Genomic DNA, 25,650 nt, shown 5'->3' on the forward strand with positions numbered 1-25,650 from the left:
GCCATCGTGCCGCACCGGGCCGCGCGTCGTCTGTGCGATCCGCTGTGCTCTGTCAGGCTCGATGCCATGACCTCGCACGACCTCACCTCGACCGACACGCGGCTCAACCGGCGGATCACCGGCCCTCTCCTCTTCGCCTTCATCCTCGGCGACGTGCTCGGCGCCGGGATCTACGCGCTCGTCGGCGTCCTCGCAGGAGACGTCGGCGGCGTGATCTGGCTCCCGCTGCTGATCGCGCTGCTCCTCGCCCTGCTGACGGCGGGCTCCTACGCGGAGCTGGTCACCAAGTATCCGCGAGCAGGCGGTGCGGCGGTCTATGCCGAACGCGCCTTCGGCTCCCCGTTGCTCGCGTTCCTCGTCGGGTTCTCCATGCTGGCCGCCGGGGTGACGAGCGCTGCCGGGCTGTCGCTCGCGTTCTCCGGCGACTACCTCGGCACGTTCGTCGACGTCCCGACGACCCTGGCCGCCGTCCTCTTCCTCGCGGCGGTGGCCGCGCTCAACGCACGAGGTATCCGCGAGTCCATGGGGACCAACCTCGTGATGACCGTCATCGAGGTGAGCGGGCTGGTCCTCGTCGTGGTCGCCGTCGGGATCATGGTCGGCGACGGACGCGGTGACGTTGGGCGGGTGACCGAGTTCCCCGAGGGCGCGGCGCCGCTGACCGCTACGCTGGGAGCGGCGATCATCGCCTACTACTCGTTCGTGGGGTTCGAGACGTCGGCGAACATCGTGGAGGAGGTCCGCGATCCATCGCGGATCTATCCCCGGGCGCTCTTCGGTGCTCTGGTCGTCGCCGGGATGGCCTACGTGGCGGTCGGGATGGCGAGCGCGATCGCCCTTCCGCCCTCAGAGCTGTCGGAGTCCACCGGACCCTTGACCACCGTCGTCGACGCGACCGACCTCGGCATCCCGGACGAGCTGTTCAGCGCCATCGCGCTGGTCGCGGTCGCGAACGGTGCGCTGCTGACGATGATCATGGCGAGCCGCCTGACGTACGGCATGGCGGAGCGCGGGCTGCTGCCACCGGTCCTCGGTGCGGTCCTGCCGCGCCGGCGGACGCCGTGGGTGGCCATCCTCGCCACCACCGCCGTGGCGATGGGGCTGACCCTCGTGGGCGATCTCGCCACCCTCGCGGAGACCGTGGTGCTGCTGCTCCTCTTCGTGTTCATCAGCACCAACGTCGCGGTCCTCGTCCTGCGGCGTGACGTCGTGGACCACGACCACTTCAGGGTCTGGTCGTTCGTCCCGGTGCTCGGCGTGATCTCGTGCGTCGTCCTCCTCACCCAGCAGAGGGGCATGGTGTGGGTCTTCGGAGCGGCGCTGCTCGCCGTGGGGGTCGTCCTGCACCTGCTGGCGCGGCTCGTAGGACCGAGCGGCGGCGACGACCGCGAGGACTCCCAGGACGCCCAGGACTCCGAGAGCCGCTAGCCCGCGCTATCTCACGGCAGTCAGGCCCACGGTCCGCCGCGGGCTGACCGCCGTCCGGTACGACCCGCGCGCCGGCCGGACCTCGAGGTGCAGGTGCGGCCCGTCCGGCGCTCCTCGGGCCCCGCTGCGCCCGATCAGGTCACCTCTGCTCACACGCTCGCCGTGCTTCACCCGGCGTGATCGCAGGTGGCCGAGGAGGACGTCACGCCCGCGCGAACGGATCACGACCGCCCGAGTGCCGTACGCCGATCCGAGACCGCGGGTCACGACGCGCCCGGACACCCCGGCGTAGACCGGCGTGCCGCGTGGCATGTCGATGTCGAGCCCGTGGTGGAACCCCCTGCCGCCGGCGCAGCGCCTCGAAGGCGGGTACCACGGCGCGCGGGTGCAGCCGAACGGGATCATCCGCCGGTGGGCGCCGGCGAACCACCGCGAGGTGTAGCAGCGCGTGTCGCTCGTCCAGAAGCGCTTCACTCCCGAAGGGGTTCTGCCCGGGCCCACCCTGCACGCCGGGGCAACGCGCTGAGCCGGCGCCGACTGCGTGGTCGGCGCTGCCTGCGCAGTCGGCGCCGCCTGCCAGGGCCCGATCCGGACCGTGGTCCCGTTGCCGATGTCGAGGGACTCCGTCGTGCGGACGACGACAGGCGGCTGTCCCTCGGCGAGCTGGAGCGCGAGCACGGTGATCCGCTCCGTCTCGGCCCCGGCGAGGCTGCCCGTCCACTCGACGTTGGCGTACGCCTCACCCGCCGGCGGCACGGACACGACCTCCGTCGGTGTGCGCTCCCCCGTACGCTGCCGGTGCTCGGCCGCCAGCTCGAGCGGGTCGCCGCTCTCCCCCCGTCCCCCGATGCCGGGGAACCCGTCGACGACGCAGGCCGAGCCGGTGTTGTTGCGCAGCACCGCCCTCGCATAACGGTGTCCCAGTGCCGGCTCCGCGGAGGTGAGGGCCACGCTGACGTCCCGCGGTCCGCACGAGCGGGCAGTCGCTTGCTGCGTCGCCTGGAGCCGGAGGACACCGACGTCCGGCGGGGCCTGCTCGCTCGGGGTCGCCGCGGTGGCGGACACCGTCGCGGGCTCCGTGCGTTCGTCGCTCGACGACCCACACGCGGAGAGGACCAGCAGCGCGCTCGCGAGGAGCGGGAGGCACGCACGTCGCATCTCTGCAACCTACGCGACGCCCGCTCCACCGGCCGGGGTCGTGACTCAAACCCTCGGCGTACCGAGATGGACCACCTTCGTCGTCGTCATCTCGTCGAGCAGCTCGGGTCCGTACCCGAAGCCCGACCCGCTCGCCCCCCGAGGCTGCGCGGCACCGCCCGGCGCGCCTCCGAACGCGGCGTTGACCTTCACCGTGCCGACCTGCAGCTCCCGCCACGCGCGCTGGGCGTGCTCCATATCGGCGGTGAGCACCACCGCCGCCAGCCCGTACGGCCCCGTCATCGCCGCCGTCAGGGCGGTGTCGAAGTCCGGCACCACCCGCACCGGGGCCACCGGCCCGAAGGTCTCCTCACGCATGACCGTCATCGCATCGGTGCAGTCGGTGAGGACCGTCGCCGGATAGAACGTGCCCGGACCGTCGGGTACCTCACCGCCGGCGAGCAACGTCGCACCGTCCACGATCGCCTCGGACACCTGGTCGTGGACGCTCCGGCGCATGCGCTCGTCGACCAACGGCCCGAGCTCGGTCGCAGGCTCGACGCCCGAGCCGGCCGCCAGCGCCTTCGCGCGCCGGACCAGCGCGTCGAGGAAGTCGGCGGCGACCGGCTCGGCAACGTAGATCCGCTCGATCGAGGTGCAGATCTGCCCGGCGTTGGCGAACGCGCCGAGTGCCGCCTGCTCGGCTGCCCACACCGGATCGACCCCGGCGTCGACGATCATCGGGTCGTTCCCGCCGTTCTCCAGCACGGCCTTGGCACCGGTGCGCGCCGCGGCCTGCGCGATCGCCCGCCCGGTCAGGGTCGAACCGACGTGCGCGACGACGTCGATGAGCGGGTCCGCAGCGAGCGCGGCCCCGGTACGGCCGTCGCCGACGAGGACCTGCAGCACTCCGGGCGGCAGCACCTCGGCGAACGCCCGGGCCAGCTCGACGCCCGTGTGCGGGCTGCGCTCGGAGGGCTTGAAGACGACCGTGTTGCCAGTCACCAGCGCAGCGCCGATCAGTCCGCACGGCACCGCGACGGGATCGTTCCACGGCGTGATCGCGGCGACGACGCCCCGTGGTTGCGGCACCATCAGATCGGTCGCGTCCCAGCCTCCCTGCAACGACCGGCCGCGGTGGAGGGGACCGAGCTCGGCGTACTGGCGCAACGTCGCGACACCGGCGTCGACTCCCCCGCGAGCGTCCGCGGGCGGCTTGCCCATCTCGCGGGTAGTGAGGACGGCAAGTGCGTCAGCGGAGGCGGCAAGCCGGGCGGCGGCCTCCGCCACGCACGCGGCACGCTCGGACGGCGCGGTACGCGCCCAGTCCAGCGCAGCCTTGGCGGCGGCCTCGACCGCCGCCCCGACCTCGGCCGGCGCGGCGCACTCCAGAGTGCCGACGAGCGAGCCGTCCGCGGGATCGAGGACGGTCAGCAGGTCGGAGTCGTACGGTTCAGCGCCAGGCACAGCGGCTCCCTCGGCGTCGGGGTAAGGGTCGTCCGCCCCGTACCCCGACGCCGGCCGGCCAATCAGGCACCTCAGCCGATCCGCACGACCACCTTGCCGCGGGTGTGGCCCTTCTCGACCGTGCGGTGTGCATCGGCGGCGTGCTCGAGATCGAAGACCTCAGCGATCTCGACCTTGACGACACCCTGATCGATCAGCGTCGCCAGCTCGGCGAGGTCGTCGGCGTCGGGGCGGACCCAGACGTAGGCGCCGCCGAGCTCGTCACGGGCGCGCGGGTCGGTGATCGAGACGATCCGGCCGCCGTCGGCGAGGAGGTCCGGCGCGGTGTCCACGGCCTCGCCGCCGACGTAGTCGAGGATGACGTCGAACCCGCCGGGTGCCACCGCGCGAGCCCTCTCGACGAGACCGTCGCCGTACGCGACCGGCTCGGCACCGAGCGAGCGCACGTAGTCGTGGTTGTGCTCGGACGCCGTACCGACGACCCGGGCACCCGCGTGCACGGCGAGCTGCACCGCGAACGAGCCGACGCCTCCGGCCGCAGCATGGACCAGCACCGTCTGACCCGCGACGAGACCCGACCGCCGGATCGTCTGCAGGGCGGTCAGTCCCGCGAGCGGGACGCCTGCGGCCTCCTCGAACCCGATGGTCGACGGCTTCTTGGCCAGGGTGCGGACGGGGACGGCGACGTACTCGGCGAGCGTGCCGCCGGAGACCACGTCCTTGCGGGCGTACGCGAACACCTCGTCGCCGACCTCCAGCTCCGGGGTGTCGAGACCGACCTTGTCGACGACACCCGCGACGTCCCAGCCGGGGACGGCCGGCAGATCGACGTCGATCAGTCCCTGCAGGTGACCCTCTCGAACCTTGTAGTCGACGGGGTTGACGCCTGCGGCGATCACCTTGACCACGACCGTGTCGGGGCCGATGTGCGGCTCCGGCAGGTCGCGGAGGCTCAGGACGTCAGCGCTTCCGAACTCCTCGTACGCGATAGCTCTCATGCAGGGACGAACCGTGCCGGGCAGCCGCGCATTCCGAACGTGCCCGACGCCAATGCCCCGGCGAGGTCATCTCTCGCCGTAGCGGGAGAGGAGCTCGGCACCGATCCTGCGGAGCTCCTCCTTCACCGCGTCTCCCTCGACGACCTCGACCCGTGCTCCCCAGCCGGCGAGCTGCTCGGCGACCGACACCGCCGTGTGGGCCGCGACCCTGACACGGGCCCGGCCGTCCGCGGCCGGCGGCTCGGGAGTGCAGTGCTGACCGAAGTGGTGACGCAGGACGGGGACGAATCGCCTGTCGACGAGCACGACGGCGGACACCAGGGACCGTCGGCGCTCCATCGTGGTCACCACGTCCGCCCACGCCTCCTCCAGCGCGAGGTCGTCGGGTCGCTCGGCCGACTCGTCGGTGACCTCCGCCGTACGCACCCGGTCCACGCGGAACGTTCGTCGACCCCGCTCGGTCCCCGCCAGGAGATACCAGCGGTCGTCCTTGTCGACGAGCCCCCAGGGGTCCACGAGCCGCTCGGTCTCACCGCCGCGACCCTCGTACACGAGGCGGACGCGTCGACGCCGGACCACGGCGTCCTGGAGGCGGTCGACGAGCGGGGGCCGCGACCGGTCGGCTCCACCCCACGGGGCCGCGTCGACGTGGACCGCCTCGGCCGCCGCCTCGGCGTCCTCGCGGAACGTGCGTGGGAGTGCTCGGACGAGCTTGCGCAGCGCCGCCTTGAGCTCCGGGGATCCGGACGCCGCCGGGCCTGCGAGCAGGAAGAGCGTCCGGGCCTCCGACGCGGTGAGGCCCGTCAGGTCCGTCCGGGCGCCGCCGACGAGCGACCAGCCCCCGTGACGCCCTGGTCGCGCATAGACCGGGACACCGGCGGACGACAGAGCCGTCAGGTCACGCCGCGCGGTCGCCACCGAGACCTCGAGCTCCGACGCCACCTCGGCAGCGGTGACCTGTCCCCGCGACTGCATGAGCAGGAGGGTGGCGACAAGACGGTCCGCGCGCATGTCCCGATCTTGTCAAAGAAAGTGCTCAGAAGGTGATCACTTAACGGGGCAGGCTGGGATCACCACCCCATCAGAGAGGACCACCACCATGCTTCGCGGACTCGCCACCATCAGCTTCTACGCCGACGACCTCGCCGCTGCCCGAGACTGGTACGCCGAGGTGCTCGGCGCCGACCCGTACTACGCGTTCCCTCCCGAGGGGGCGCCCGGCTACATCGAGTTCCGGGTCGGCGACTACGAGCACGAGCTCGGCATCATCGACGCGCGGTACGCGCCCGCGGACCGTCCGTCCGGGCCGGCCGGAGCCGTCACCTACTGGCATGTCGACGACCTGCAGGCAGCACACGACCGTCTCCTCGCCCTCGGCGCGACCCCGCACCTGCCGATCACCGAGCAGGGTGGCGGCACGGGATTCGTGACGGCGTCGGTCGTCGACCCCTTCGGCAACCTCCTGGGCATCATGAACAATCCGCACTACCTGGAGGTGGTGAGGGCAACCGGTACCTTCGCGGCGCCTGCTGCCCCGTAGATTTCACGTATGTCCTTCGATGTGGCCGCCGAGTCCTACCAGCGGTTCATGGGGCGATTCTCGGAGCCCCTCGCGGCCGCGCTGGTCCTGGCCACGGAGCCTCAGCGCGGCTGGAAGGTGCTCGACGTCGGCTGTGGCCCGGGCGCGCTCACCGGCGATCTCGCGGCCTGGATCGGTGACGAGGCGGTGAGCGCTGTCGATCCGTCGCCGGCCTTCGTCGGGGCCGTGCATCGACGTCTCCCCCACGTCGACGCACGCCTCGGCCGCGCCGAGGACCTCCCGTTCGCCGATGCCACGTTCGACGCGTCGTACGCCCAGCTCGTGGTGCACTTCATGCACGATCCCGTCGCCGGCCTGCGCGAGATGCGGCGGGTCACGGCGCCTGGTGGTCCGGTCACCGCGTGCGTCTGGGACCACGAGGGCGGGACCGGACCCCTTGCCGCCTTCTGGGACGCCGTACTCGACGTCGATCCGGACGCCCCGGACGAGTCCGGCCTCGCAGGGACCCGGGAGGGCCACCTGGAGGAGCTCTTCGCCGAGGCAGGACTCCACGACCTCGAGGCGTCGGCGCTCACCGTGACGGTGCGCTTCGAGTCGTTCGAGCAGTGGTGGGAGCCGTTCCTGCTCGGGGTGGGTCCGGCCGGAGCCTACGTCGCCGGACTCGACGAGGACGCGCTCGCGGCGGTCCGCAAGTCTTGCCGCGCTCGCGTGCCGGCGCGGCCGTTCTTCGTCGACGCGACCGCCTGGTGCGTCACGGGACGGGTGTGATTGCCCGGCCGGTCAGCGGGTACCCCCACATCATGACCAACGCATCGAACGAGCCCGCCGACGTCGGCGACGACGAGGCCATCAACGACGACGCCGCGGAGGCCGACGAGATCCGCTCGTCGCCGTCCGCCGACTCCGTGCGCGAGGACAGCACACGATCGACCGACGACGACCAGGACGCGGAGCCGCCCGGCAACGCCCCACCGGGCGTTGCCCCTAACGATCCTTCGGGATCCTGAGTCCTCTCAGGGGACGGAAGAACTCCCGTACGTCAGAGACCCACAGGTCGGGCACCTCCATCGCGGGAAAGTGACCCCCGCGGTCGAAGTTCGACCAGTGCGCCAGGCTTCCCTCCGGGTCGGCCAACGACCGCACCGTGGTGTCGGCCGCGAACACGGCGTACCCGGTCGGTGGGCCTTCGGGCAGCTCCGATCCCTCCGAACCGTGGCCCGCACCGTTGGTCTGCGCTGCCGCCATCTGCTTCCACGCCTGGATGCCCTCGTAGGTGGCGTGGGCGGAGGTGGCCCCAGCCTGGCGGAACCAGTTCAACGAGACGTTGGTCAGGAGCTGGTCGCGGTCGACAGCCTCGTCGGGCAGCTCCGCAGCGGGATCGGTCCACTCGTGGAACTTCTCGACGATCCAGGCCAGCTGACCGACGGGCGAGTCGGTCAGCGCGTACGCGATCGTCTGCGGCCGGGTCGCCTGAAGGTGGAAGTAGCCGAAACCTTCGTCGCGGTCCTTGTTGAACCGCACGATGCGGTCGCGGTCCGCGCCATCGAAGTCGTCGGGGTCGAGGGCCGGCCCGAACGGCGTGCCTGCGGAGGTCCCGGTCAGGTGCATGCCGACGACCTGCCCGGGCGCGATCATCGCAAGCATGCCGGCGACGCCGGCTCCGGCGTCTGTCGCCTGGAGGCCGTACCTCTCGTAGCCGAGGCGACGCGCGAGCTCCGCCCACGCCTGCGCGACCTGGAAGAGGTTGCCCCATCCCGCGTGGAAGGGCGTGGACAGGCCGTACCCGGGCAGCGTCGGCACCACCACGTCGAACGCGTCGGTGGACTGCCCACCCGACCGTTGCGGGTCCGCGAGAGGCTCGAGGACCCGGAGGAACTCGACCGACGAGCTCGGCCAACCGTGCGTCAGCATCAGCGGCATCGCGTCGGACTCCGATGACCGGACGTGGAAGAAGTGGATGTCCTGTCCGTCCACCGTGGTCACGAACTGGGGGATCGCGTTCAGACGGGCCTCCTGGGCCCGCCAGTCGAAGTCGTTCAACCAGTAGTCGGTCAGCGTCGCCAGGTAGCCGGGCGGCACTCCCCTGGCCCAGTCGGAACCCGCCGAGAAGTCGGGCCATCGCGTACGGCGAAGCCTCTCGTGCAGGTCGTCGACGCTGCTCTGAGGAATGTCGATCTGGTACGGCCGGATTGCTGCGCTCTCGTCCATCTCGTGACGGTAGAACGACATGCGGAAGATCTCCTTCCGCGTTTTCAGGGCAGGATAAAGGAGTGCTCTCGACCTCAGCACGCCTGCTGCAGCTCCTGTCTCTCCTGCATTCGCAACGTGACTGGACGGGGTCGGCGCTGGCAGCGCGCCTCGAGGTGAGCACGCGGACCCTGAGGACCGACGTCGGCCGGCTTCGCAGCCTCGGCTATCCGGTGGAGGGCGTCCCGGGTGTGGCCGGCGGATACCGCCTCGGTGGAGGCGCCGCGCTTCCGCCGCTGCTCCTCGACGACGACGAGGCGTTGGCGGTCGCGATCGGTCTCCGCACCGCGGTCGGGGGTTTCGCCGGGTTCGAGGGCACGGCCATGAGCGCGCTGGTCAAGGTCGAGCAGACGCTCCCCTCTCGGCTTCGTCACCGGCTCGAGGACCTCGTGGCGGCCACGGTCGCGCTGCGGACGGAGTCGTCGGCCGTACCGGTCGAGCGGCTCACCGCCATCGCCGACGCCGTGCGCTGCCGCGAGAGCGTGCGCTTCGGCTACGAAGACAGCGACGGAGTCTCGACACTCCGTACGGCTGAGCCCCACCGGCTCGTCCACACCCGTGGCCGCTGGTACCTCGCGGCGTGGGACGTCGCGCGTACGGCGTGGCGGACGTTCCGCGTGGACCGCATGCGCCTGCGGACACCGAACGGGCCACGCTTCCTCCCGCGAGACGAGCCCGACGGTGACCTCATCGGATTCGTCGAGCGCACGCTCGGGACAGTGACCTGGCAGGTCAGGGCACGCGCGCGCGTCCAGGCGCCTGCGGCGCGGATCATTGCACGGGTGCCAGCCGCTGTGGTCGTGGAGGAAGTCGACGTATCGACCTGCATCGCTCACGTGGGCTCCGACTCGTGCGACCAGCTGGCCCTGTGGCTCGGGCTCCTCGACGCCGACTTCACCGTCGACGGACCGGCTGAGCTCGCACCCGCCCTTCGTCGCGTCGCCGCGCGCTACGGCCGTGCGGCCGACGCCGCCGAGGACGATCGGTCTGGCTCCGCCTGAGCCGGGTGAGATCGTAGATCAGATATCCCCCGCGCTCGTGGCGAGAAACCTCAGCGAGAAGGTGTGGGACGCGCACACGACGACGGGGGCTTCTCGGCGGCGATCTCGTTCGGCCCCTCCGACGTCAGCCTGATCTCCGCCTCGACGACGCACAGTCCCGTGCTGGCGTCCGAACCTGCGGCGCCGACGACCTCGCTGACGGTCAACACGTACGGGGCATCGGCGTGTCGGTGGCCACGGGCGGTCGTTGGTCGGTCATGGGATTCCCCTCGGGCCGGACCAGGAGGGCCGACGGAAACGAAGTATGCCTTCCACCGCCCACGTGCGTCCGTCATGCACCGGATAGATCAGATGCAGCGTGGCCTCGAGTCACGGTGGAACCGGTCAGGTGATCGTCTATCCTATATTTTCTGATTGAGCGGTGGCAGGAGAAGACATGAGGGTAGGCGTGGTGCTCGGCACCGGACACGGCGAGAAGGGCACGACCGGCATGGTGGTCGACGCCCTGATCGTGCGGATGCGCGAGCGCGTCGAGATCGAGGTCGACGTCATCTGCACCGACGATCTCGCACTCGGACCGAGCTGTCCCGCGTGCCTCGCCTGCATGACCGCGGGCGAACAGGCGTGCCCGAACGCCGACAACGCCTCGCCGGCCCGGGAGCTGATGGATGCTGCGGACCTCGTCATCTTCGCGACCGCGGTCCACAGCTTCACGCTCTCCGCGACCATGAAGCGGTTCGTCGACCACTTCGCCTACCTGATCCACCGCCCACGCTACTTCGGGACCCCGGCCATCCTCGTCTCGACCGCCGCGGGCGCCGGTCACGATGCCGCTCTCGGCTACCTGACGACCGCCATCCGCCGGTGGGGGTTCCACACGGTGGGCCAGCTCGGCGTGAACGGTCCGGGCCTCGCCAAGGCGCCGTACCGCGCAAAGGTGGACCGCGCGCTCGACGAGCTCGCGGCGACCGCCGTACGGGCCGTGCACGACGGCGGGGAGCCCGCACCGACGACCTCCGACCTGATCGGCTTCCGCGTCGCCCGCCTGCTGGTCGAGTCCGGCCGCAGCGACGGCCCGGTCGACGCGGCGTACTGGGACGAGCGCGGCTGGTTCGAGGCGGACTGGTTCACGGGCGCCAAGGTCGGGCGAGTCCGCAACGCCGTCGCGGCGCTCGTCGAGCGACGCATCCGCACCGGCATCGAGAACGGCTCTGCCAAGCCGTACACGGGTTGACAGAGCGGCCCGCGACGCCGTGACGGCTGACCGCCTGCCGCGTAACGTGACGGGAGACGTCCGCCGCCCGCGAAGGAGATCGTCCGTGTCGAAGCCACCGCTGCCCGATGAGGCCATCGCGCTCCTGCGCCGTCCGAACCCCTGCGTGATCGCCACCGTCCGCCAGGACGGGTCCCCGGTCACGACGGCCACCTGGTACCTCTGGGACGACGGCCGCATCCTCGTCAACATGGACGAGGGCCGAGTCCGGTTGAAGCATCTGCGCCGCGAGCCGCGAGTCAGCCTCACGATGCTCGCCGAGGACGGGTGGGCCACCCACGTCACGGTGATGGGCCGGGTCGTCGAGATGCACGACGACGAAGGGCTCGTCGACATCGACCGCCTGTCGACGCACTACACGGGTCGCGCGTACCCCACCAGAGACCGCCGGCGGGTCAGCGCCTGGATCGAGATCGAGCGCTGGCACGGCTGGGGCGCGCTCAAGGACAACGACCAGGCGGGCGGTTGAACAAACCCCTCGTCGTCGTCGCGACGCGGCTCCGCTAGCGTAAGCGCATGAGTGACGTCGCCGCGATCCGGCACCCCGTTCCGGCGCTGGTCCGCCTCCTCGACGTCGCAGCCAAGGGCCTGCTGGTGCTCATGCTGGCGCTGGCCCTCGCCTTCCCGCAGTTCGGCAACCTCGAGGACAAGGGTGCGGGGCTCCGGGCGATCGCCTACCCGATGCTGGCGTTCACCATCCCGGTGATCTGGCACCTCTACTGGCGTGAGCGGGCGTCCTTCCCGTGGCTCGCCGACCTCCTCGTCACCATCACGTGCTTCACCGACATCCTCGGCAACCGGATGGACCTCTACGACACGATCGTGTGGTTCGACGACTGGATGCACTTCATGAACACCGGTCTGCTGGCAGGGGCCGTGATCCTGCTGACTCTCCCTCGTACGGCGACCCTGGGCATGACCCTCGAACGCGCGCTCGCCTTCGGGGTGACTGCCGCGGTGGTCTGGGAGCTGGCGGAGTACTTCGCGTTCATCAGCAAGTCTGCGGAGCGCCACAGCGCCTACTCGGACACGCTCGGTGACCTCACCCTCGGCACGCTGGGCGCGCTCGTCGCCGCGGCCGCCATCCACGCCGCGTGGCGCAGGGGCAGGCTGCACAAGGCGGCGCCGCAGCTCGAGGGCAAGATCGTCACTCCTGAGCTGGGCGCTCCGTCGGCTCCAGGACCCCGCCAGTCGTCGCTCTGACGACGCGTCACGCCGAAGTCTTGTGGGTACGATCCCAATCAGGGGCCCACGATGACACACCATCACACCGATCTCGCTGACCTCGACCCGTCGACGACCACAGTCACCGTTCTGGGCACGGGCATCATGGGGGCGGCGATCGCCCGTCGGCTGCGGCACGCTGGGTTCCAGGTGACTGTCTGGAACCGGACGATCGAGCACGCCCGTCCACTCGCGGACGACGGGATCGGTGTAGAGCCGGCCCTCGACCGCGCCGTGGAGCGCGCCGCCGTCGTCCTCACCATGCTCGTCGACGCGGCTGCCGTCCTGGAGGTCGCCGACGGCTGGTTGCCGTACGCGCCTGAGGACGCTGTCTGGATCCAGAGCGGAACCATCGGCATCGAGGGCACCGAACGCGCGCACGCGCTAGCCGAGGACCACGGTCTGCGCTTCGTCGACGCACCCGTCCTCGGCACCAAAGGCCCGGCTGAGGACGGGCGGCTCACCATCCTCGCGTCTGGTCCGGACGAGCTCGTATCCGCTCTCTCCCCCGTGTTCCAGGCGTACGGCGCCAAGACCGTCCGAGCCGGCACCCGCGCCGGTGCCGGAACGGGACTGAAGCTGGCGTGCAACACCTGGCTCGCGTGCCTCACCGCGGGGACGGCGCAGGCGATGAAGGTCGCCGACGTGCTCGGCCTGCACCCGCGTCTGTTCCTCGAGGCGATCGGCGGCTCGACCTCGGACAGTCCGTACGCCCAGTCGAAGGGTAGGGAGATCCTCGCCGGCGACTATGATCCCCAGTTCGCCACGAACGGCCTCCTCAAAGACCTACGACTCGCACAATCGGCCGTCGCCGGACAGCTCAACGAAACTCTCCTCACGACACTGACCGCGCTGTTCGACGAGACGGTGGAGCTCGGTCGAGGTGACGAGGACGTGGCGTCGGTGGCGTACGCGTTCGCTCCGGCGCTCTACCACTAGTGCGCCTCGGCGGTCTGGCGAGGCGTCGAGCAGCCGCTCCGCAGGGTCGCCATGTCTGTACCATCCGGTTCATGGCCAGTCCACGTCCGCGCGAGGAGCTCCTCGAGAAGGCGATCGCCGTCTTCGTGGCCCGCGGGGTCGGTGGCACCAGCCTGCGCACCCTCGCCGCAGAGATGGGCACCAGCCATCGAATGCTGATCTACCACTTCGGGTCCCGCGAGGATCTGCTCGCTGCGGTCGTCTCGCACCTCTGGCACAGCCAGCAGGCCGTGCTCGACGCGCTCACTGGTGCGGACCCCGCCGACCCACGTGGCAACGCCTGGCGGATGTGGGAGGTGATGGCCGCGGGCAGCGCCATCACGCCCCTCGTGTTCGAGCTGTCCGCACCCGCGATGAAGGACGCGGCGTGGACACAGTCCTTCCGTGAGGGCACGGCCGCCTGGGTGCGCCAGATCAGCGCTCACCTGGTCGCCTACGGCGAGTCCCCTGAGCGGGCAGAGGAGCTGGCGCGGGCCGGCATCGCGGTGGTGCGTGGAGCCCTCTGGGAGCTGGCGATCACCGGGGACCGGGCCGCCGCAGACCTCGCCGTGCGCACCGTGTTGGACGAGACGTGGCCAGGGCGGTGACTGCGCGCGACGATCGACACTCAGCGACCGACGGTCACCTCGGCGGTGACGAAGCGACCAAGCTCGGCGGCCAGCGCATCGGGCTGGTCGACGGGCACCAGCGTGTAGGAGTCGTCGACCTCCACCAGGCGCCCGTGATCGAACAACGCGGCCAAGCGGTGGCCGTGCTCCCGAGGCATCAGCTTGTCCTCCACGGCCCAGACCACCAGCACTGGCCCGTCGAAGGACCGAAGCCGTTGCGTCAGTCCGACGAGCTCGGCGCTCGACGGTGTGGACAGCGCGAACGCCCGCAGATCGCGACGCACGCCAGCGTCGAGCCGTGCGGGCGCGAACCAGCGGTCCATCACCGCATCCGGCACCGGCTGCTTGCTCATCCACCCCCAGGCGCCCGGAGCCCGGCGGAACCAACCGGTGCGGTGGAGCTGCATCGAGAGCCAGAGCAGACCGGGCACGCGGGCAGCGGTGGTGACCGCCTTGCCCGGTCGACCTGGCGGGAAGTTGTCGAACGCCTCGCAGGCGACGAGCGCGGCTCCGGCGATCCGCTCGTTCGGGCCATCGGCCAGGAGGAACTGGGCACCCCCCCAGTCGTTGAGCACCAGCGTCACCTGGTGCAGGTCCAGAGCCTCGAGCAGCTCCCCCACCATCGCCGCCACGCCCCGGTGAGTGACCAGATCTGTCCTCTCCATCGGACGCCGATGGCTCCCCAACGGGAGCGTCGGAGCGATACAGCGGAAGCCAGGTCCCAACGCCGCGACGACGTCGTCCCAGATGCCGCCGTCCATGGTGACCCCGTGCAGGAGCACGAGGACCGGCCCGTCACCGCCGGAGTCGGAGTAGTCGATCTCACCGGCCGAGAGTCGAAGGGTAGGCATGAAGTGCTCCTCACTGGATGTACCACCTGGTACATCCAGTACAGCACCGGGCCTGCTCCACGTCCAGGGATTAATGAGCCGGGGCCGGCAGCCTCCGCGACCACCGGCCCCGTCGTCGTTCGTTCTAGCGAGTCACGGCGGCCCTCTCGATGAGGTGGGCGACCTTGTGGGGCACCTCGAGCATGGAGAGGTGGTCGGCCTTGGCCTTCACCACGACACCTCCAGCCCGGTCGGCCATGGCCAGCTGTTGAGCGGGAGGGATCACCTTGTCGGTCGTGCCGACGAAGAAGTAGCTCGTGATCGTCTTCCACGCCGGCGCCCCCGAGCGCGCCTTCAGGGCACTCTCGGTCGTGATCGGCCGCTGACCGGCGGCGAGAACGGCTGCCCGGTCGCGCGACAGGCCGGCAGCGAAGATCTCGCGGAAGCGGGCCGGCTTGACGTACGCGTCGTAGTCGTCGACTCCGGCGCCGGGGAACTGGACGAAGTCGAACACGGTGCCGAGGTCCGCCGGAGGCACGTTCAGGAGAGATCCGGGCTTGGCACCCGTCAGCTCGTAGGCGCTCTCTCCCTCGTCCGGGGCGAACGCGTTCACGTACACCAGCGCCTTGACCCGCGGCGTCTCTGTCGCAGCGTTCGTGATGACGCTGCCCCCGTACGAGTGACCCACCAGGACGACTGGTCCGGTGGTGTTCTGGTTGACGAACGCGGCCACGTACGCCGCGTCGGTGGCGAGGGAGCGCAGCGGGTTCGGAGCGCTCACGACCTTGTAGCCGTCTTCTTGAAGGGCAGCCGTGACGGGAGCGAAGCTCGAGGCATCCGCCCACGCGCCGTGGACGAGGACGACGGTCGGTTTGACCGGCTTCGGATGGGTCGAGGGTGCGGCGGCGGAGGTTGCAGCGGGGAGGGCGAGCCCCACCACTGCGGCCGCCGCAGCGAGGAGACCGACGACTCTGAACTTTCTGGGCGTGGCGATGGACATGATGGATTCCTTTCTTGGCGCGTCGCGCCGATGGGTGCTGACCTCGCGGACCTCAGCGTGCGAGGAACGTCAAGAGGGCGGCGTTGAACTGCTCGGAGTGGGACACGTTGATGCCGTGCGGACCGCCGTCGATGACGACGAGCTCGCTGCCGCGTACCGCCTCCGCGGATCGGCGTCCACTGATCGAGAAGGGGACGACCTGGTCGGCATCTCCATGGACGATCAGCGTCGGGACGGCAAGCTTCTCCAGATCGGCCCGGAAGTCCGTCCGCCCGAACGCGGAGACTCCGGCCAGGGTGGCGCGGGGTGAAGCCTCGTTCGCCAGGTCGCGCCCGTACGCGCGCTGCGCCTCGCTGACGGTCAGGCCGTCGGCGTTGGAGTAGAACATCGTCAGAAAGTGGTCGACGAAGTCAGCACGGTCGGCGGCGATGCCAGCCTCGAAGTGTCCGATCGTCGCATCGTCGAGTCCGCCGCCAGGGTTGCCTTCGGTGGCGTACAAGTACGGCGTGACAGCGCTCGCCAGGACCGCCTTGGCGACGCGGTCGGTGCCGTAGGTCCCGAGGTAGCGGGCCGCCACACCTCCACCGGCCGAGAATCCGACCAGCGTCACGTCGCTCAGGTCGAGCTGCGCCATGAGTGAGTCGAGGTCCGCTGCGGCAGTGTCGAAATCGTGCCCCTCCCAGGCCGGCGTCGACAGGCCGAAGCCACGGCGGTCGTACGTGATCGCCTGGTGCCCCGCGGCGACGAGCGGGGCGATCTGCATCTCCCAGGAGCGCCCGTTCAGGGGCCACCCATGGATGAGGACGACTGGAGCCCCCTGCCCGTGCATCTCGTAGTGGAGCTCCACGGGGGCGCCGTTCTCGTGACCCACGGTGATTCTTGCCATGTCGTCGCCTCCGACGGTGGGCGAAGAACGCGGCGCGCTCCTCGCAGTGAGTAGTGCATCGCAACTTAGTTGCGATTCACTACTCGCGCAAGTGGAAATGGACTCAGTTGCTAGAATTGACTGATGAAGCGTGAGTTCTCGACGTGGCCGTGCTCGATCGCTCGCTCGGCGGAGCTGTTCGGCGATGCGTGGACGTTGCTGATTGCGCGAGATGCGATGCAGGGCCTCACGAAGTTCGACCAGTTCCAACGGTCGCTCGGCATCGCCCGAAACACGCTGTCGGACCGCTTGGGCAAGCTCGTCGACGCGGGCGTCCTGAAGAAGGAGTTCTACCAGGACAATCCGCCGCGCTACGAGTACGTGCTGACGGAGATGGGACGTGACTTCTTCCCCGTGCTGGTGGCGATGCTGGCCTGGGGCGACCGATGGCTGGACGGCGGCGACGGCGCGCCGGTGACCCTCCACCATCATGAGCCCGACCATGCGATTGTCGGCCGGCTGGTGTGCGAGGTGTGCGGGGAGACCGTCGGACCGGATGATGTGCAGTTCTGCGTCGGTCCCGGCTATCCGGACGACTACGACGGGCCGAGGGACACCCGCGACCGACTCGCCCGCACCCCGGGTGGCAGCGGCGGACGTCCGTGGCTGCGGCAGACCGGCACCGACGGTGCCTAGCGAGCGAGAGCAACGTCACGCGCGTGGTGGGCTCTCAGGGTCAGCGGTCGCCCGCCGGACGATCTCCCCGGCATGAAAGGATCAGGCTCCCCCGAGGAGGTTGCGTGTACTGGCTCATCAAGTACGTCCTGCTGGGTCCTCTCGTGCACTGGGTCACGCGCCCGAGGCTGATCGGAAAGCTGCCCGCGGGGCCCGTCGTCTTCGCGCCGAACCATCTGAGCGAGATCGACTCACTCGTCGTGTGTGCCGCCCTCTCCCGTCGGGTGACCTTCGTCGCCAAGAGTGACTACTTTGCGCGTGGCAGTCTGCGCGGACGGCTGTACGGCACGCTGTGCCGCGTCACCGGCCAGATCCCGATCGAACGCTCGGGCGCGGGCAGCGCGGATGCTGCTCTCGAGGGGGCGCGCGGGACCTTGTGCGAGGGCGGCGTGTGGGTCATCTATCCCGAAGGCACCCGCTCGCCCGACGGTCGCCTCTACCGCGGGCGTACGGGGGCCATGCGGGTGGCGCTGTCCGTGCCCGACGCAGCCGTCGTGCCGGTCGGGCTCCGCGGCACCAGGGAGATCGACCCGCCGGGACACCGCGGCTGGCGCCGGGGCCGCACCGAGGTGCACCTCGGTGATCCGATCGACCTGAGTCCGTGGCGTCACCGAGCCGACGACCCGGAGGCGTGGCGCGAGGCCACCGATGCGTTGATGGCCGCCATCCAGAAGCTGAGCGGGCAGGAGTACGTCGACCGTCACCCGACCGCTGACGAGCTTCAGCGCCGCGACGAGACGCCTGACAGCCCGACGCCCTGACCCGCCGACGCCTGCCTGAGCCACTCTCACGACACCCTGGGAGACGGGACAAGGGATGCCAGGCACGCGGCGAGTGCGACGGCTGCGGCGAACCAGTAGCCCGAGGCGAAGGCGGCGAAGCCTGGAGTCAGGAGCGCCGCAGCCGCGACGCTCGAGATCGCGGAGACACCGGCCGCGGCTCCGAACTCGTGGAAGGTGCTGAGTGCACCGGAGGCCACTCCCGCCTCCTCCGGTCGGACGGCGGAGAACATGCTGCCCGCCGCGGCCACGAAGGTCGCACCGATACCCAGCGCGGCCACACTGGTGGCGACGATCAGGACGGTCATCGAGAAGACCGCCGCGGCTGTGGCCAGTCCTGCGGCTGCGACGAGCAGACCCACGATCGAGACCGCGCGCACGCCCCGGCGCGGAATAATCTGCCCGGCAAGGGTCGAGCCGAGAATGGTGCCGAGAGCGACCGGCAGGAACGACAGGCCGGTCTCCAGCGCACTGAACCCATGCAGGTGCTGCAGGGCGAACGAGCCCAGGAAGAACACCGAGATCATCAGCGCCGTCGCCAGGAAGATCAACGCGAGGCCGCGCACCACCGAAGCACGGCGCAGCATGGCCGGATCGATGAGCGGCGCTGCGGCGTTGCGGATCCGCCACCCGAAGAGCGCGTATCCAGCAACGCCGGCCGCGACGGCGATCAGGGTATGAAGACTGAGCCAGCCCTTGTCCCCGGCGGCCACCAACCCGTACACCACGGCCCCGGTCGCGGCGGTGACCAGCGCGGCGCCCACGACGTCGACGCTGCCACCCGAGCCCGGCAACGGCCGCACCGATCTCACCAGGCCGACCAGCAGCACGACGCCGACAGGGATGTTGATGAGGAACACCCACGGCCAACCAGGACCAGCGGTCAGCACACCGCCGAGGAGCACCCCGATCGCCGCACCCGCTCCTCCCAGCGCTGACCACACCCCGATCGCGCGAGTCAGCTCGGCGCCGGTGAACGTTCGTACGATCACCGAGAGTGCCGCCGGAGACATCGCCGCGGCACCCAGACCCTGCAGCACCCGCGCGACCAACAGCATCTCGCCGTTGCCGGACAGCCCCGCCAGCAGAGACGCCGCCACGAAGACGCCGAGCCCGCTGAGCACCACCCGACGGGGACCGAGGACGTCGGCGGCCTTGCCACCGAGCAGCATCAACCCGCCGAACACCAACGCATAGCTGCTCGCCACCCAGGCGACGCCCGTACGGTCGAGTGCGAGATCGGCCTGCATGTCCGGCAGGGCGATCGCGACCACCGTGACATCGACGATCAGCATCAGCTGCGCCACACCCAGCAGACCCAACGTGCGCCAACGTCGCCGATCGGAAACAGCAGCGCCCTCTGTCGCCACAGCATCGGATGCATCCATCGCACAACCCCCTCACCCATAACTCAAACAGTCGCGTTCGAGTACAGTAACTCGAACACGACTGTTCGACAAGAGGGTGGATGCTCCTGAGTGCTAAGGCCCCTCGATGAGCCGCTCGCGGACGACCCGCCGCATCACCTTGCCGATCTGGGACCGCGGGAGCTCGTCGACGACGTACACCGCGCGCGGGAGGGCGTAGCGGGCGACGTACTGCTCGGCGTGGGCCTGGACCTCCTCCACCGTCGGCTCCACGGCGTCGAGCTCAAGGACGAGCACCGCGACGACCAGGTCGTCGCCACCCGAAGCTGGGAGGCCCACGATGGCGACGTCGACCACCCCGGCGAGCGTACGGAGGTGGTCCTCCACCGGCGACGGATAGACCTTGAACCCGCCGACGATGATCATCTCCTTGACCCGGTCCACGAGGCGGACCCAGCCGGTCGCGTCCACCTCGACGACATCACCCGTACGCAGCCATCCGCCGGGCAGCAGCTGATGGGCCGTCTCCTCCGGTCGGTTCCAGTAGCCGAGGAACACCTGCGGACCGCGCACCAGCAGCTCACCGCGGCGTACGCCGTCACTGTCGGCTTCGACGACGACCGACGGGTCGTCGATGTCGACGATGCGGATGTCGGTGTTCGGGAACGGCACGCCCAGGGTGCCCGGACGCCGCGTCGGGGCGCAGGGGTTGCCGAGCGCGACCGGCGCGCACTCGGTCATCCCGTAGCCCTCGATCAGCAGCCCGCCGGTCAGCGCCTCCCACCGCTCGACGGTCTCCGCGGGGATCGGCATCGCGCCGGCGAAGGCGAGACGGATCTGCCGCAATCCTTCGGACGGCGGGTGGGGCATCGACTGCGCGGCCGTGGCGATCCGGTCGAACATCGGCGCCACACCCGCGATAAAGGTCGCAGGGCGTCGGCCCGCCGCCTTCAGTACCTCCGCCGGGTCGAAGTTCGGGAACATGACCAGCGTCGCCCCGATCTGTCCCGGGAGGTTGAGGCAGAAGGTGAGGCCGAAGGAATGGAAGAACGGCAGCACGCCGTACACCGTCTCCTCCCCCGGTCGGAACCCCACCCAGGTCTCGCCGTGCACGAGATTCGCGACCAGGTTGCGGTGCGAGAGCATGGCGGCCTTCGGGGTGCCGGTCGTTCCGCCGGTGTACTGCAGCAGCGCCAGGTCGTCACCACCGACGGATTCTGACGAAACCGCCTCAGGTTCGTCCCCAGCACCCGCCTGCCGGAGCAGGTCGTGCCAGTCCGCGACGTCAGGGGGTACGACGCCGCGCAGCGCTGCCCGCTTCTCCCGCGCTGCCGTCACGGGCAGGCGGAGCAAGAGCCGCGATCGGAGGGGCAGGTCCCGAACCATGTCCACGCTGACCACCTGGGTCAGTGGAGTCCCAGGGCGCGCCGACAGCACCGGCTCGACCGCCTTGTGCCAGACGATCGCGAACCGGGCGCCAGAGTCGATGAGCAGGTGGTGCAGCTCGTCGGCGGTGTACGTCGGGTTCAGCTCGACCGCCACAGCCCCGAGTCGCAGCACCGCGTGGTACGCGATGACGTGGGAGCTGCAGTTGGGGAGGACCAGCGCGACCCGCTCCCCTCGATCGACCCCGAGGCGGCGCAGGGCCACCATTGCCCGCCGGATCTGCTCGTCGGCCTGCGCATAGGTCAGGGACGCACCGAGGAAGTCCAGCGCGACCCGGTCAGGCCAGCGCTGGACAGCGCGCTCGAACGGGGCCGTGACCGGCTCGTCGGGGATCTCGATGCGGTCAGGCACCCCGGGCGGGTAGTGGCTGGCCCACGGCCGTTCGCTGTCTTCCTCGGTCGTACCCACGAACTCTTCCACGTCTCCATCTTCTCACCCGGACAAGGTGGAGGAGGCTCGTGGCAGGCTCAGGACAGCGCCGCAAGCGTGGTGTCACGCACCAGTACGGGGGCGTCCTCGGGGCTGATCTCGCCGCGGTGAACCGCAGCCGAGGCGCCGTGCAGGATCGCCTGGATCACGCTGATCTGCCACTCGATCGGCACGTCGTCGCGGAACTGGCCGGCCTCCCGTCCGCGCTCGAGCAGGCCGCGGACACGGGCAGCAGGCTCGTCGTGGGCGCGGCGGATCTGCTCAGGCGACAGCACCTGGGACGCGGCGACCACGACGGCGCCGAATCTGTGGGTGAGGTGCCAGGTCTCTTCCAGCAGCCTGCCGAGCGCCTCGCGGGGATCGCCGTCGAGGTCCACTCCTGCCAGTGCCTTGTCAGTGTGGACGATAGCCCGGTCGACGACCTCGCCGATCAAGGCCGCGCGGGAGTCGAAGTGACCGTAGAGCGTCACCCGCCCCACCCCGGCGGCCTTGGCGATCTCGTTGACGCTCACGTCCGGATTGACCGCCAGCAGCCGCGTGGCCGCGGCCACGATCGCTTCGATGTTGCGCACGGCGTCGGCGCGCTTGCCGCGATCGGGGGCTTCGTCCTCGACAGACGCGCTGGTCTTGGCCTGAGTCACGCCATCCACCCTTCCCCGCTGGTGCAGACACCAGTGTTCATGTTAACGGACGGGTCCCCTACGGGAGAGGCTGCACGTCCGGAGGGACGAATCCCGCTCTGGCCTCAGGTGAGAAAAGACGTGCACGCGAGTAGTAGTCCTCGAGCAGGTCGGAACGCAAGAACTGAGGGTTCCTCCGGATGAAGTCCTCGAAGTCGTCTCCCGGGTCGGAAGCAGTCTTGTCCCCCACCAGGCGTGCCCAGGCCATGGTGATCGTCTCGTGGTACTTGCCAGGGTGGCCCGTCGCTTCAGCCATGGCCTTCAACCCGGCCCTGGCCAAGCGAATCGCATCCTCCTTTCCCGCTCGTCGCGTCTGCAGGTAGACCATTCGTACGTGGTCGACGTGCGGGAAGTCGTCCAGGTCGCCCGCAGTGAATCTGTCGAGAAACTCGAGGTCGTTCATTCCATCCCCATTCCGTCCCTGCTCGACCGCCATTACTACGAGTTCGTAGTATATGCCTGCCCAGGGTCACGGGACAGCGGATTAAGCGGACGTGGGTGACTTCGGATCACTCCGCCTCTGCCAGAGCTTCAAGCACCGTCGTGCAGCCGGCAACCGCGTTCGCACCAGCACGCGCGGCCAACATCGAGTCGACCGCCCGAAAGGCCGGCCCGATGGCCTCCAGCTGACGCCGACCGGAGGAGGTGAGATGGACGAGCCGTGATCGTCGGTCCTCCGGATTGGACGATCGATAGACGTAGGCGGCCTTTTCGAGCCGGCTGACCAGGCTGGTGGCCGTGGATGCATGGATGTGCAGCGTCGACATGACGTCCGACATCGTCAAGGGACCGTCGCCCAAAGAGGCCACCAGGACCGCCTCACCCGCACTCAGATCGGTGGCAGAAAGATGAGACTCCAAGAGGCGAGCCGCCTGGTGCCCCGCCACCAGAAGGCTGGCGGTGAGCCCGTTCGAGTTCTCCACACCGAGCCTTTCCACACAGGTGACGTCATCCTAGCGACGACCCGTCGTACGCCTCCTCAGCCGCGCTGCACGACTCCCGGCTCAGCGAGCCGGTCCGACACTACGGTGGTGCCGTGAACGGCGCGACAGCATCTGCGATACCTCTGCCCGTCGTCGAAAGAGCGGGGAGAGATCGTGGTGCCGTCGCTTTTGCGTGGCTGTGGATCGCGGGGGCGCTCCTCGCGAGCGTGGCGCTGGCTCTTCTGGCGACCGTGCCAGCGTTGCCGACGACCGCCGACGCGGTCGCCCTGTGGGTCGACGACGCCAGCTTCCAGCTCACGTGGGCGGGAGAATTCCTGTTCTTCGCGACCATCGCGTGGGGAACCGGTGCCGCAGGTGCGTTCGGCGCGCACGGTCGTGGCTCGCCGCTGCGCCGCACGACCGCGCTCGTCGCACTGGGCGTGGCACTCATCGCGTTCGTGGTCGTTCTGCTTGCGCTGGGCCGTCTGGTCTATCCGGTCGCCGACATCGAGCTCGCGGTGGAGACGATCGTCCTTCTCGAAAGTGTGGTCATCGGCGCCGTACATCTGGCACTGCTTGGCCTCGGGATTGTTGCGTTCACTCTGCCGGTGCCGGTGAGGTCGACCGGGGCACGTCGAGCCACCGTGACCGCGGGCGTCGCGCTTGGCGTGCTGTTCCTCGTCGGCTCCTACCCGTGGCTGCTGCCGATGTGGCTGAATCTCGTGGTCGCCGGCGCGGTCGGCTGCTGGGGTGCGCTCGTCGGCGCCGCCGTGTTGGTACGAGACCGCGATGCCGCCCGATCGTAGGCGGACACCCGCCGCCCATCGCGACCTCGTGCCTCTCAGGCCAAGGAGACAGGGACTCCTCCCCGGCTCGGAGAGGTGGCAGTCTCGCGCCATGGCCACCAAACACCATCGCCCACACCTTGCTCGTCGTCTCGCGCACGTCCGATGGATCGCAGGCGGTACCGGGTCGGGCAAGAGCACCCTTGCTCGAGCGCTGGCCGAGCGGTACGACGTGCTGGTCTACGACGGGGACCGCGCGGAACGGGACTACGTCGCCCGCTGCACCCCGGAGGCGACACCGAGCTTCTGGGCGTTGCTGCAGGCTCCGCCGTCCCGGACGTGGAACGGGAAGAGTGCGCGAGAGGTGTTCGCGTCGATGCCGAGCCTGCACGGTGAAACCTTCGGTTTCGTCGTCGACGACTTGTTGGCGCTGCCTGCCGGACGTCCCGTCCTCGTCGACGACTTCCGGACCCTGCCCCGCGACGTCGCTCCGCTGCTCACCTGGCCCGAGCAGGCGGCGTTCCTCCTGCCCGCCCCGAGGTTCCGAGAGCAGGCGTTGCGGGATCGCTTCGCCGACGCCGCCAGAGCGCGAGCGAACTGGGGGGACAGCGACCACGACGAGGCCCTCGCCGTGCGACTGGCTCGCGACGCGCTGTGGGACGCCGAAGTCCGACGCCAGGGCGCCGAGCTCGACCTCTCGGTCCTCACTGTCGACGGCTCGCGGGACGTCGAGGACCTTGCCGACGACCTCGCGACCCGCTTCCACCTGCGCTAGGGAGGATCCGTGCACTGACTCGTGAAGGCGAGGTCGAGGCCGTCCTCGCCCTGGCAGTCCATCGACGCGTCGCGTTGCAGTCCGGCCTTCAGCGCCACGCTCTGGCTGGACTGGTTGTCGGGTCGCACCCGTGCCACGATCCTCTCCCCCGGCATCTCGTCCAGGCACCTCGACACGACGGCCGCGGCGGCCTCCGTGGCGAAGCCCTGTCCCCACACCTCCGGCACGAAGCGATAGATCAGGTTCAACACCGGACGTCCGTGGATCAGCATCCGCTTGACGCCGGCGTAGCCGATGATGCGGTCCGAACCGGACGTACGGACGCACCAGTAGCCGAAGCCGTGCTCGTCCCAGTGGTGGACCCACCGGGCCACCAGCTCAGCCGCCTCGTCGAGGTCCTCCAGCTGGTCGGACGGGTTGTGCTCAACGGTGCGTGGGTCTCCCAGGATCGCGAACACCCCCGCCGAGTCGCTCGCCACAGGTCGGGTCAACCGCAGCCGGTTGGTCCTCATCTCCTGGACACCACCCACCGCTCGATGATCCCACGCCGCACCCTGTGTGGGAGTGGCGAATCGTCGGCTCATGGGCTCGCGCCGAGTCCTGGGAACGCGTGAGGCCCGAGGATCCGTAGATCCCCGGGCCTGTCTCCGCAGTTCACAAGCCATCTCTGGCCTGAGCGGTTCGGTCGGGCTGACAGGATTTGAACCTGCGACCCCTTCGGGCCATCAGCCACCTCGGCGACGACTCCGATCAAGTCGGAAAACCTGCGATCCCCTCGACCAGAGCCAAGGAAGCGAAGGATGCGCCGTGCAGGAGGAGTGCTCTCAACGAAACCGCACCTCCGGGGTTCATGGACGATTGGCCGTAGCCGGGCATGTCCCATAGGTAGACGGCGAACTCGCGGCTGAGAGCTTCAGCAAAGGGTTGCCACAAAGCCGAAGACCACGGGGTGCCATGACACATAACCACGGCCGGCCCGGATCCGAGACGGTCCCAGGCGACCGAGCGGCCCTGCCGTTCGTATGTCCGCGTGAGCTGCATGCGGGAAATCTGTCACGCTTGTCAACGGCCGGGTAGGTCAGCAGCCGACCCGCACACTCGGATCGCGGCATATCAGGACGGGTCTGGCGCCGCT

At 69.8% G+C, this 25,650-nt stretch carries 30 protein-coding genes; 14 read left to right on the plus strand and 16 right to left on the minus strand.

Translation table 11 applies throughout. The features are described from left to right. The first annotated feature begins 66 nt into the window (after positions 1-66). Positions 67-1,428, plus strand: a complete 1,362-nt coding sequence (locus KV102_RS02105) for an APC family permease (RefSeq protein ID WP_220345156.1) — start codon at positions 67-69, stop codon at positions 1,426-1,428. A gap of 6 nt (positions 1,429-1,434) precedes the next feature. On the opposite strand, the gene KV102_RS02110 is transcribed toward KV102_RS02105, so the two are convergent. From KV102_RS02110 to KV102_RS02125, 4 genes are all read right to left on the minus strand, one after another. Next, positions 1,435-2,586, minus strand: a complete 1,152-nt coding sequence (locus KV102_RS02110; RefSeq protein ID WP_220345157.1) for a peptidoglycan DD-metalloendopeptidase family protein — start codon at positions 2,584-2,586, stop codon at positions 1,435-1,437. Positions 2,587-2,631: 45 nt separating this feature from the next. Beyond that, the gene (locus tag KV102_RS02115) at positions 2,632-4,032 is read right to left on the minus strand and encodes an aldehyde dehydrogenase family protein (RefSeq protein ID WP_308290201.1); all 1,401 of its coding nucleotides are present in this window, start codon (positions 4,030-4,032) and stop codon (positions 2,632-2,634) included. A 71-nt stretch (positions 4,033-4,103) separates the two neighbouring features. Then, the gene (locus KV102_RS02120) at positions 4,104-5,030 is read right to left on the minus strand and encodes an NADP-dependent oxidoreductase (RefSeq protein WP_220345158.1); all 927 of its coding nucleotides are present in this window, start codon (positions 5,028-5,030) and stop codon (positions 4,104-4,106) included. 66 nt (positions 5,031-5,096) lie between these two features. After that, entirely contained in the window at positions 5,097-6,041 is a 945-nt protein-coding gene (locus tag KV102_RS02125) for a YafY family protein (protein WP_220345159.1), read from the minus strand. A gap of 88 nt (positions 6,042-6,129) precedes the next feature. Here KV102_RS02125 and KV102_RS02130 point away from each other — a divergent pair, with 88 nt between their 5' ends. The 3 genes from KV102_RS02130 to KV102_RS02140 are packed head-to-tail and all read left to right on the plus strand — an operon-like array spanning position 6,130 to position 7,577. Further along, on the plus strand, positions 6,130-6,570 hold the full coding sequence (locus KV102_RS02130; RefSeq protein ID WP_220345160.1) for a VOC family protein: 441 nt from the start codon (positions 6,130-6,132) through the stop codon (positions 6,568-6,570). A gap of 9 nt (positions 6,571-6,579) precedes the next feature. Beyond that, positions 6,580-7,338 (plus strand): class I SAM-dependent methyltransferase, encoded by a 759-nt coding sequence (locus KV102_RS02135; RefSeq protein WP_220345161.1) that lies wholly within the window; start codon positions 6,580-6,582, stop codon positions 7,336-7,338. Between the two features lie 32 nt (positions 7,339-7,370). Next, the gene (locus tag KV102_RS02140; protein WP_220345162.1) at positions 7,371-7,577 is read left to right on the plus strand and encodes a hypothetical protein; all 207 of its coding nucleotides are present in this window, start codon (positions 7,371-7,373) and stop codon (positions 7,575-7,577) included. Here the strand turns inward: KV102_RS02140 and KV102_RS02145 are convergent. After that, entirely contained in the window at positions 7,555-8,778 is a 1,224-nt protein-coding gene (locus tag KV102_RS02145; RefSeq protein ID WP_220345163.1) for an epoxide hydrolase family protein, read from the minus strand. The genes KV102_RS02140 and KV102_RS02145 overlap by 23 nt on opposite strands. A 62-nt stretch (positions 8,779-8,840) precedes the next feature. On the opposite strand from KV102_RS02145, the gene KV102_RS02150 reads away from it, so the two are divergent. Continuing rightward, positions 8,841-9,818 (plus strand): YafY family protein, encoded by a 978-nt coding sequence (locus tag KV102_RS02150; protein ID WP_220345164.1) that lies wholly within the window; start codon positions 8,841-8,843, stop codon positions 9,816-9,818. Between the two features lie 50 nt (positions 9,819-9,868). On the opposite strand, the gene KV102_RS19705 is transcribed toward KV102_RS02150, so the two are convergent. Further along, positions 9,869-10,153, minus strand: a complete 285-nt coding sequence (locus tag KV102_RS19705) for a cation-transporting P-type ATPase (protein ID WP_374197336.1) — start codon at positions 10,151-10,153, stop codon at positions 9,869-9,871. Positions 10,154-10,254: 101 nt separating this feature from the next. Between KV102_RS19705 and KV102_RS02160 the strand changes: the two genes are divergently transcribed. The 5 genes from KV102_RS02160 (at position 10,255) to KV102_RS02180 (ending at position 13,880) form a co-directional block, all read left to right on the plus strand. Then, the gene (locus KV102_RS02160; RefSeq protein WP_220345166.1) at positions 10,255-11,052 is read left to right on the plus strand and encodes a flavodoxin family protein; all 798 of its coding nucleotides are present in this window, start codon (positions 10,255-10,257) and stop codon (positions 11,050-11,052) included. An 85-nt stretch (positions 11,053-11,137) separates the two neighbouring features. Continuing rightward, a complete protein-coding gene (locus KV102_RS02165) occupies positions 11,138-11,560 on the plus strand; it encodes a PPOX class F420-dependent oxidoreductase (protein WP_220341793.1) in 423 nt (140 codons plus the stop codon). 47 nt (positions 11,561-11,607) lie between these two features. Further along, positions 11,608-12,294, plus strand: coding sequence for a hypothetical protein (locus KV102_RS02170; protein ID WP_220345167.1), 687 nt, complete (start codon positions 11,608-11,610; stop codon positions 12,292-12,294). A gap of 51 nt (positions 12,295-12,345) precedes the next feature. Continuing rightward, positions 12,346-13,254: an NAD(P)-dependent oxidoreductase gene (locus KV102_RS02175; protein ID WP_220345168.1), complete on the plus strand. Its 909-nt coding sequence runs from the start codon at positions 12,346-12,348 to the stop codon at positions 13,252-13,254. A gap of 71 nt (positions 13,255-13,325) precedes the next feature. Next, positions 13,326-13,880, plus strand: a complete 555-nt coding sequence (locus KV102_RS02180) for a TetR/AcrR family transcriptional regulator (protein ID WP_220341796.1) — start codon at positions 13,326-13,328, stop codon at positions 13,878-13,880. A gap of 20 nt (positions 13,881-13,900) precedes the next feature. On the opposite strand, the gene KV102_RS02185 is transcribed toward KV102_RS02180, so the two are convergent. The 3 genes from KV102_RS02185 to KV102_RS02195 all read right to left on the minus strand — a co-directional run bounded on the left by KV102_RS02185 (position 13,901) and on the right by KV102_RS02195 (position 16,617). Then, positions 13,901-14,752, minus strand: a complete 852-nt coding sequence (locus tag KV102_RS02185) for an alpha/beta fold hydrolase (RefSeq protein ID WP_220341797.1) — start codon at positions 14,750-14,752, stop codon at positions 13,901-13,903. A gap of 124 nt (positions 14,753-14,876) precedes the next feature. After that, positions 14,877-15,731 carry an alpha/beta fold hydrolase gene (locus KV102_RS02190; RefSeq protein WP_220345169.1) on the minus strand — a complete coding sequence of 285 codons (855 nt, stop codon included), beginning with the start codon at positions 15,729-15,731 and terminating at the stop codon, positions 14,877-14,879. Between the two features lie 52 nt (positions 15,732-15,783). Then, a complete protein-coding gene (locus tag KV102_RS02195) occupies positions 15,784-16,617 on the minus strand; it encodes an alpha/beta fold hydrolase (RefSeq protein WP_220345170.1) in 834 nt (277 codons plus the stop codon). Positions 16,618-16,740: 123 nt separating this feature from the next. On the opposite strand from KV102_RS02195, the gene KV102_RS02200 reads away from it, so the two are divergent. Both KV102_RS02200 and KV102_RS02205 read left to right on the plus strand, forming a co-directional pair. Further along, a complete protein-coding gene (locus tag KV102_RS02200) occupies positions 16,741-17,292 on the plus strand; it encodes a helix-turn-helix domain-containing protein (protein ID WP_220341800.1) in 552 nt (183 codons plus the stop codon). 104 nt (positions 17,293-17,396) lie between these two features. After that, positions 17,397-18,092: a 1-acyl-sn-glycerol-3-phosphate acyltransferase gene (locus tag KV102_RS02205; protein ID WP_220345171.1), complete on the plus strand. Its 696-nt coding sequence runs from the start codon at positions 17,397-17,399 to the stop codon at positions 18,090-18,092. A 26-nt stretch (positions 18,093-18,118) separates the two neighbouring features. On the opposite strand, the gene KV102_RS02210 is transcribed toward KV102_RS02205, so the two are convergent. The 5 genes from KV102_RS02210 to KV102_RS02230 form a co-directional block, all read right to left on the minus strand. Beyond that, positions 18,119-19,498 (minus strand): MFS transporter, encoded by a 1,380-nt coding sequence (locus tag KV102_RS02210; protein ID WP_220345172.1) that lies wholly within the window; start codon positions 19,496-19,498, stop codon positions 18,119-18,121. A 93-nt stretch (positions 19,499-19,591) separates the two neighbouring features. After that, a complete protein-coding gene (locus KV102_RS02215) occupies positions 19,592-21,343 on the minus strand; it encodes an AMP-binding protein (protein WP_308290202.1) in 1,752 nt (583 codons plus the stop codon). Between the two features lie 47 nt (positions 21,344-21,390). Next, the gene (locus KV102_RS02220) at positions 21,391-21,993 is read right to left on the minus strand and encodes a TetR/AcrR family transcriptional regulator (RefSeq protein ID WP_220345173.1); all 603 of its coding nucleotides are present in this window, start codon (positions 21,991-21,993) and stop codon (positions 21,391-21,393) included. Between the two features lie 58 nt (positions 21,994-22,051). Further along, a complete protein-coding gene (locus KV102_RS02225) occupies positions 22,052-22,435 on the minus strand; it encodes a hypothetical protein (protein ID WP_220345174.1) in 384 nt (127 codons plus the stop codon). Positions 22,436-22,541: 106 nt separating this feature from the next. Further along, positions 22,542-22,955 carry a MarR family winged helix-turn-helix transcriptional regulator gene (locus KV102_RS02230; RefSeq protein WP_220345175.1) on the minus strand — a complete coding sequence of 138 codons (414 nt, stop codon included), beginning with the start codon at positions 22,953-22,955 and terminating at the stop codon, positions 22,542-22,544. A 113-nt stretch (positions 22,956-23,068) separates the two neighbouring features. On the opposite strand from KV102_RS02230, the gene KV102_RS02235 reads away from it, so the two are divergent. Next, positions 23,069-23,761: a hypothetical protein gene (locus KV102_RS02235; protein WP_220345176.1), complete on the plus strand. Its 693-nt coding sequence runs from the start codon at positions 23,069-23,071 to the stop codon at positions 23,759-23,761. Positions 23,762-23,852: 91 nt separating this feature from the next. Beyond that, the gene (locus KV102_RS02240; protein ID WP_220345177.1) at positions 23,853-24,515 is read left to right on the plus strand and encodes a hypothetical protein; all 663 of its coding nucleotides are present in this window, start codon (positions 23,853-23,855) and stop codon (positions 24,513-24,515) included. On the opposite strand, the gene KV102_RS02245 is transcribed toward KV102_RS02240, so the two are convergent. Both KV102_RS02245 and KV102_RS02250 read right to left on the minus strand, forming a co-directional pair. Next, positions 24,512-25,045, minus strand: a complete 534-nt coding sequence (locus KV102_RS02245) for a GNAT family N-acetyltransferase (protein WP_220345178.1) — start codon at positions 25,043-25,045, stop codon at positions 24,512-24,514. The two genes, KV102_RS02240 and KV102_RS02245, sit on opposite strands and share 4 nt — an antisense overlap. 220 nt (positions 25,046-25,265) lie before the next feature. Next, the gene (locus KV102_RS02250) at positions 25,266-25,556 is read right to left on the minus strand and encodes an alpha/beta fold hydrolase (RefSeq protein ID WP_220345179.1); all 291 of its coding nucleotides are present in this window, start codon (positions 25,554-25,556) and stop codon (positions 25,266-25,268) included. Between the last annotated feature and the right edge of the window lie 94 nt (positions 25,557-25,650).

Source organism: Mumia sp. zg.B53 (assembly GCF_019550935.1).
GTDB lineage: Bacteria > Actinomycetota > Actinomycetes > Propionibacteriales > Nocardioidaceae > Mumia.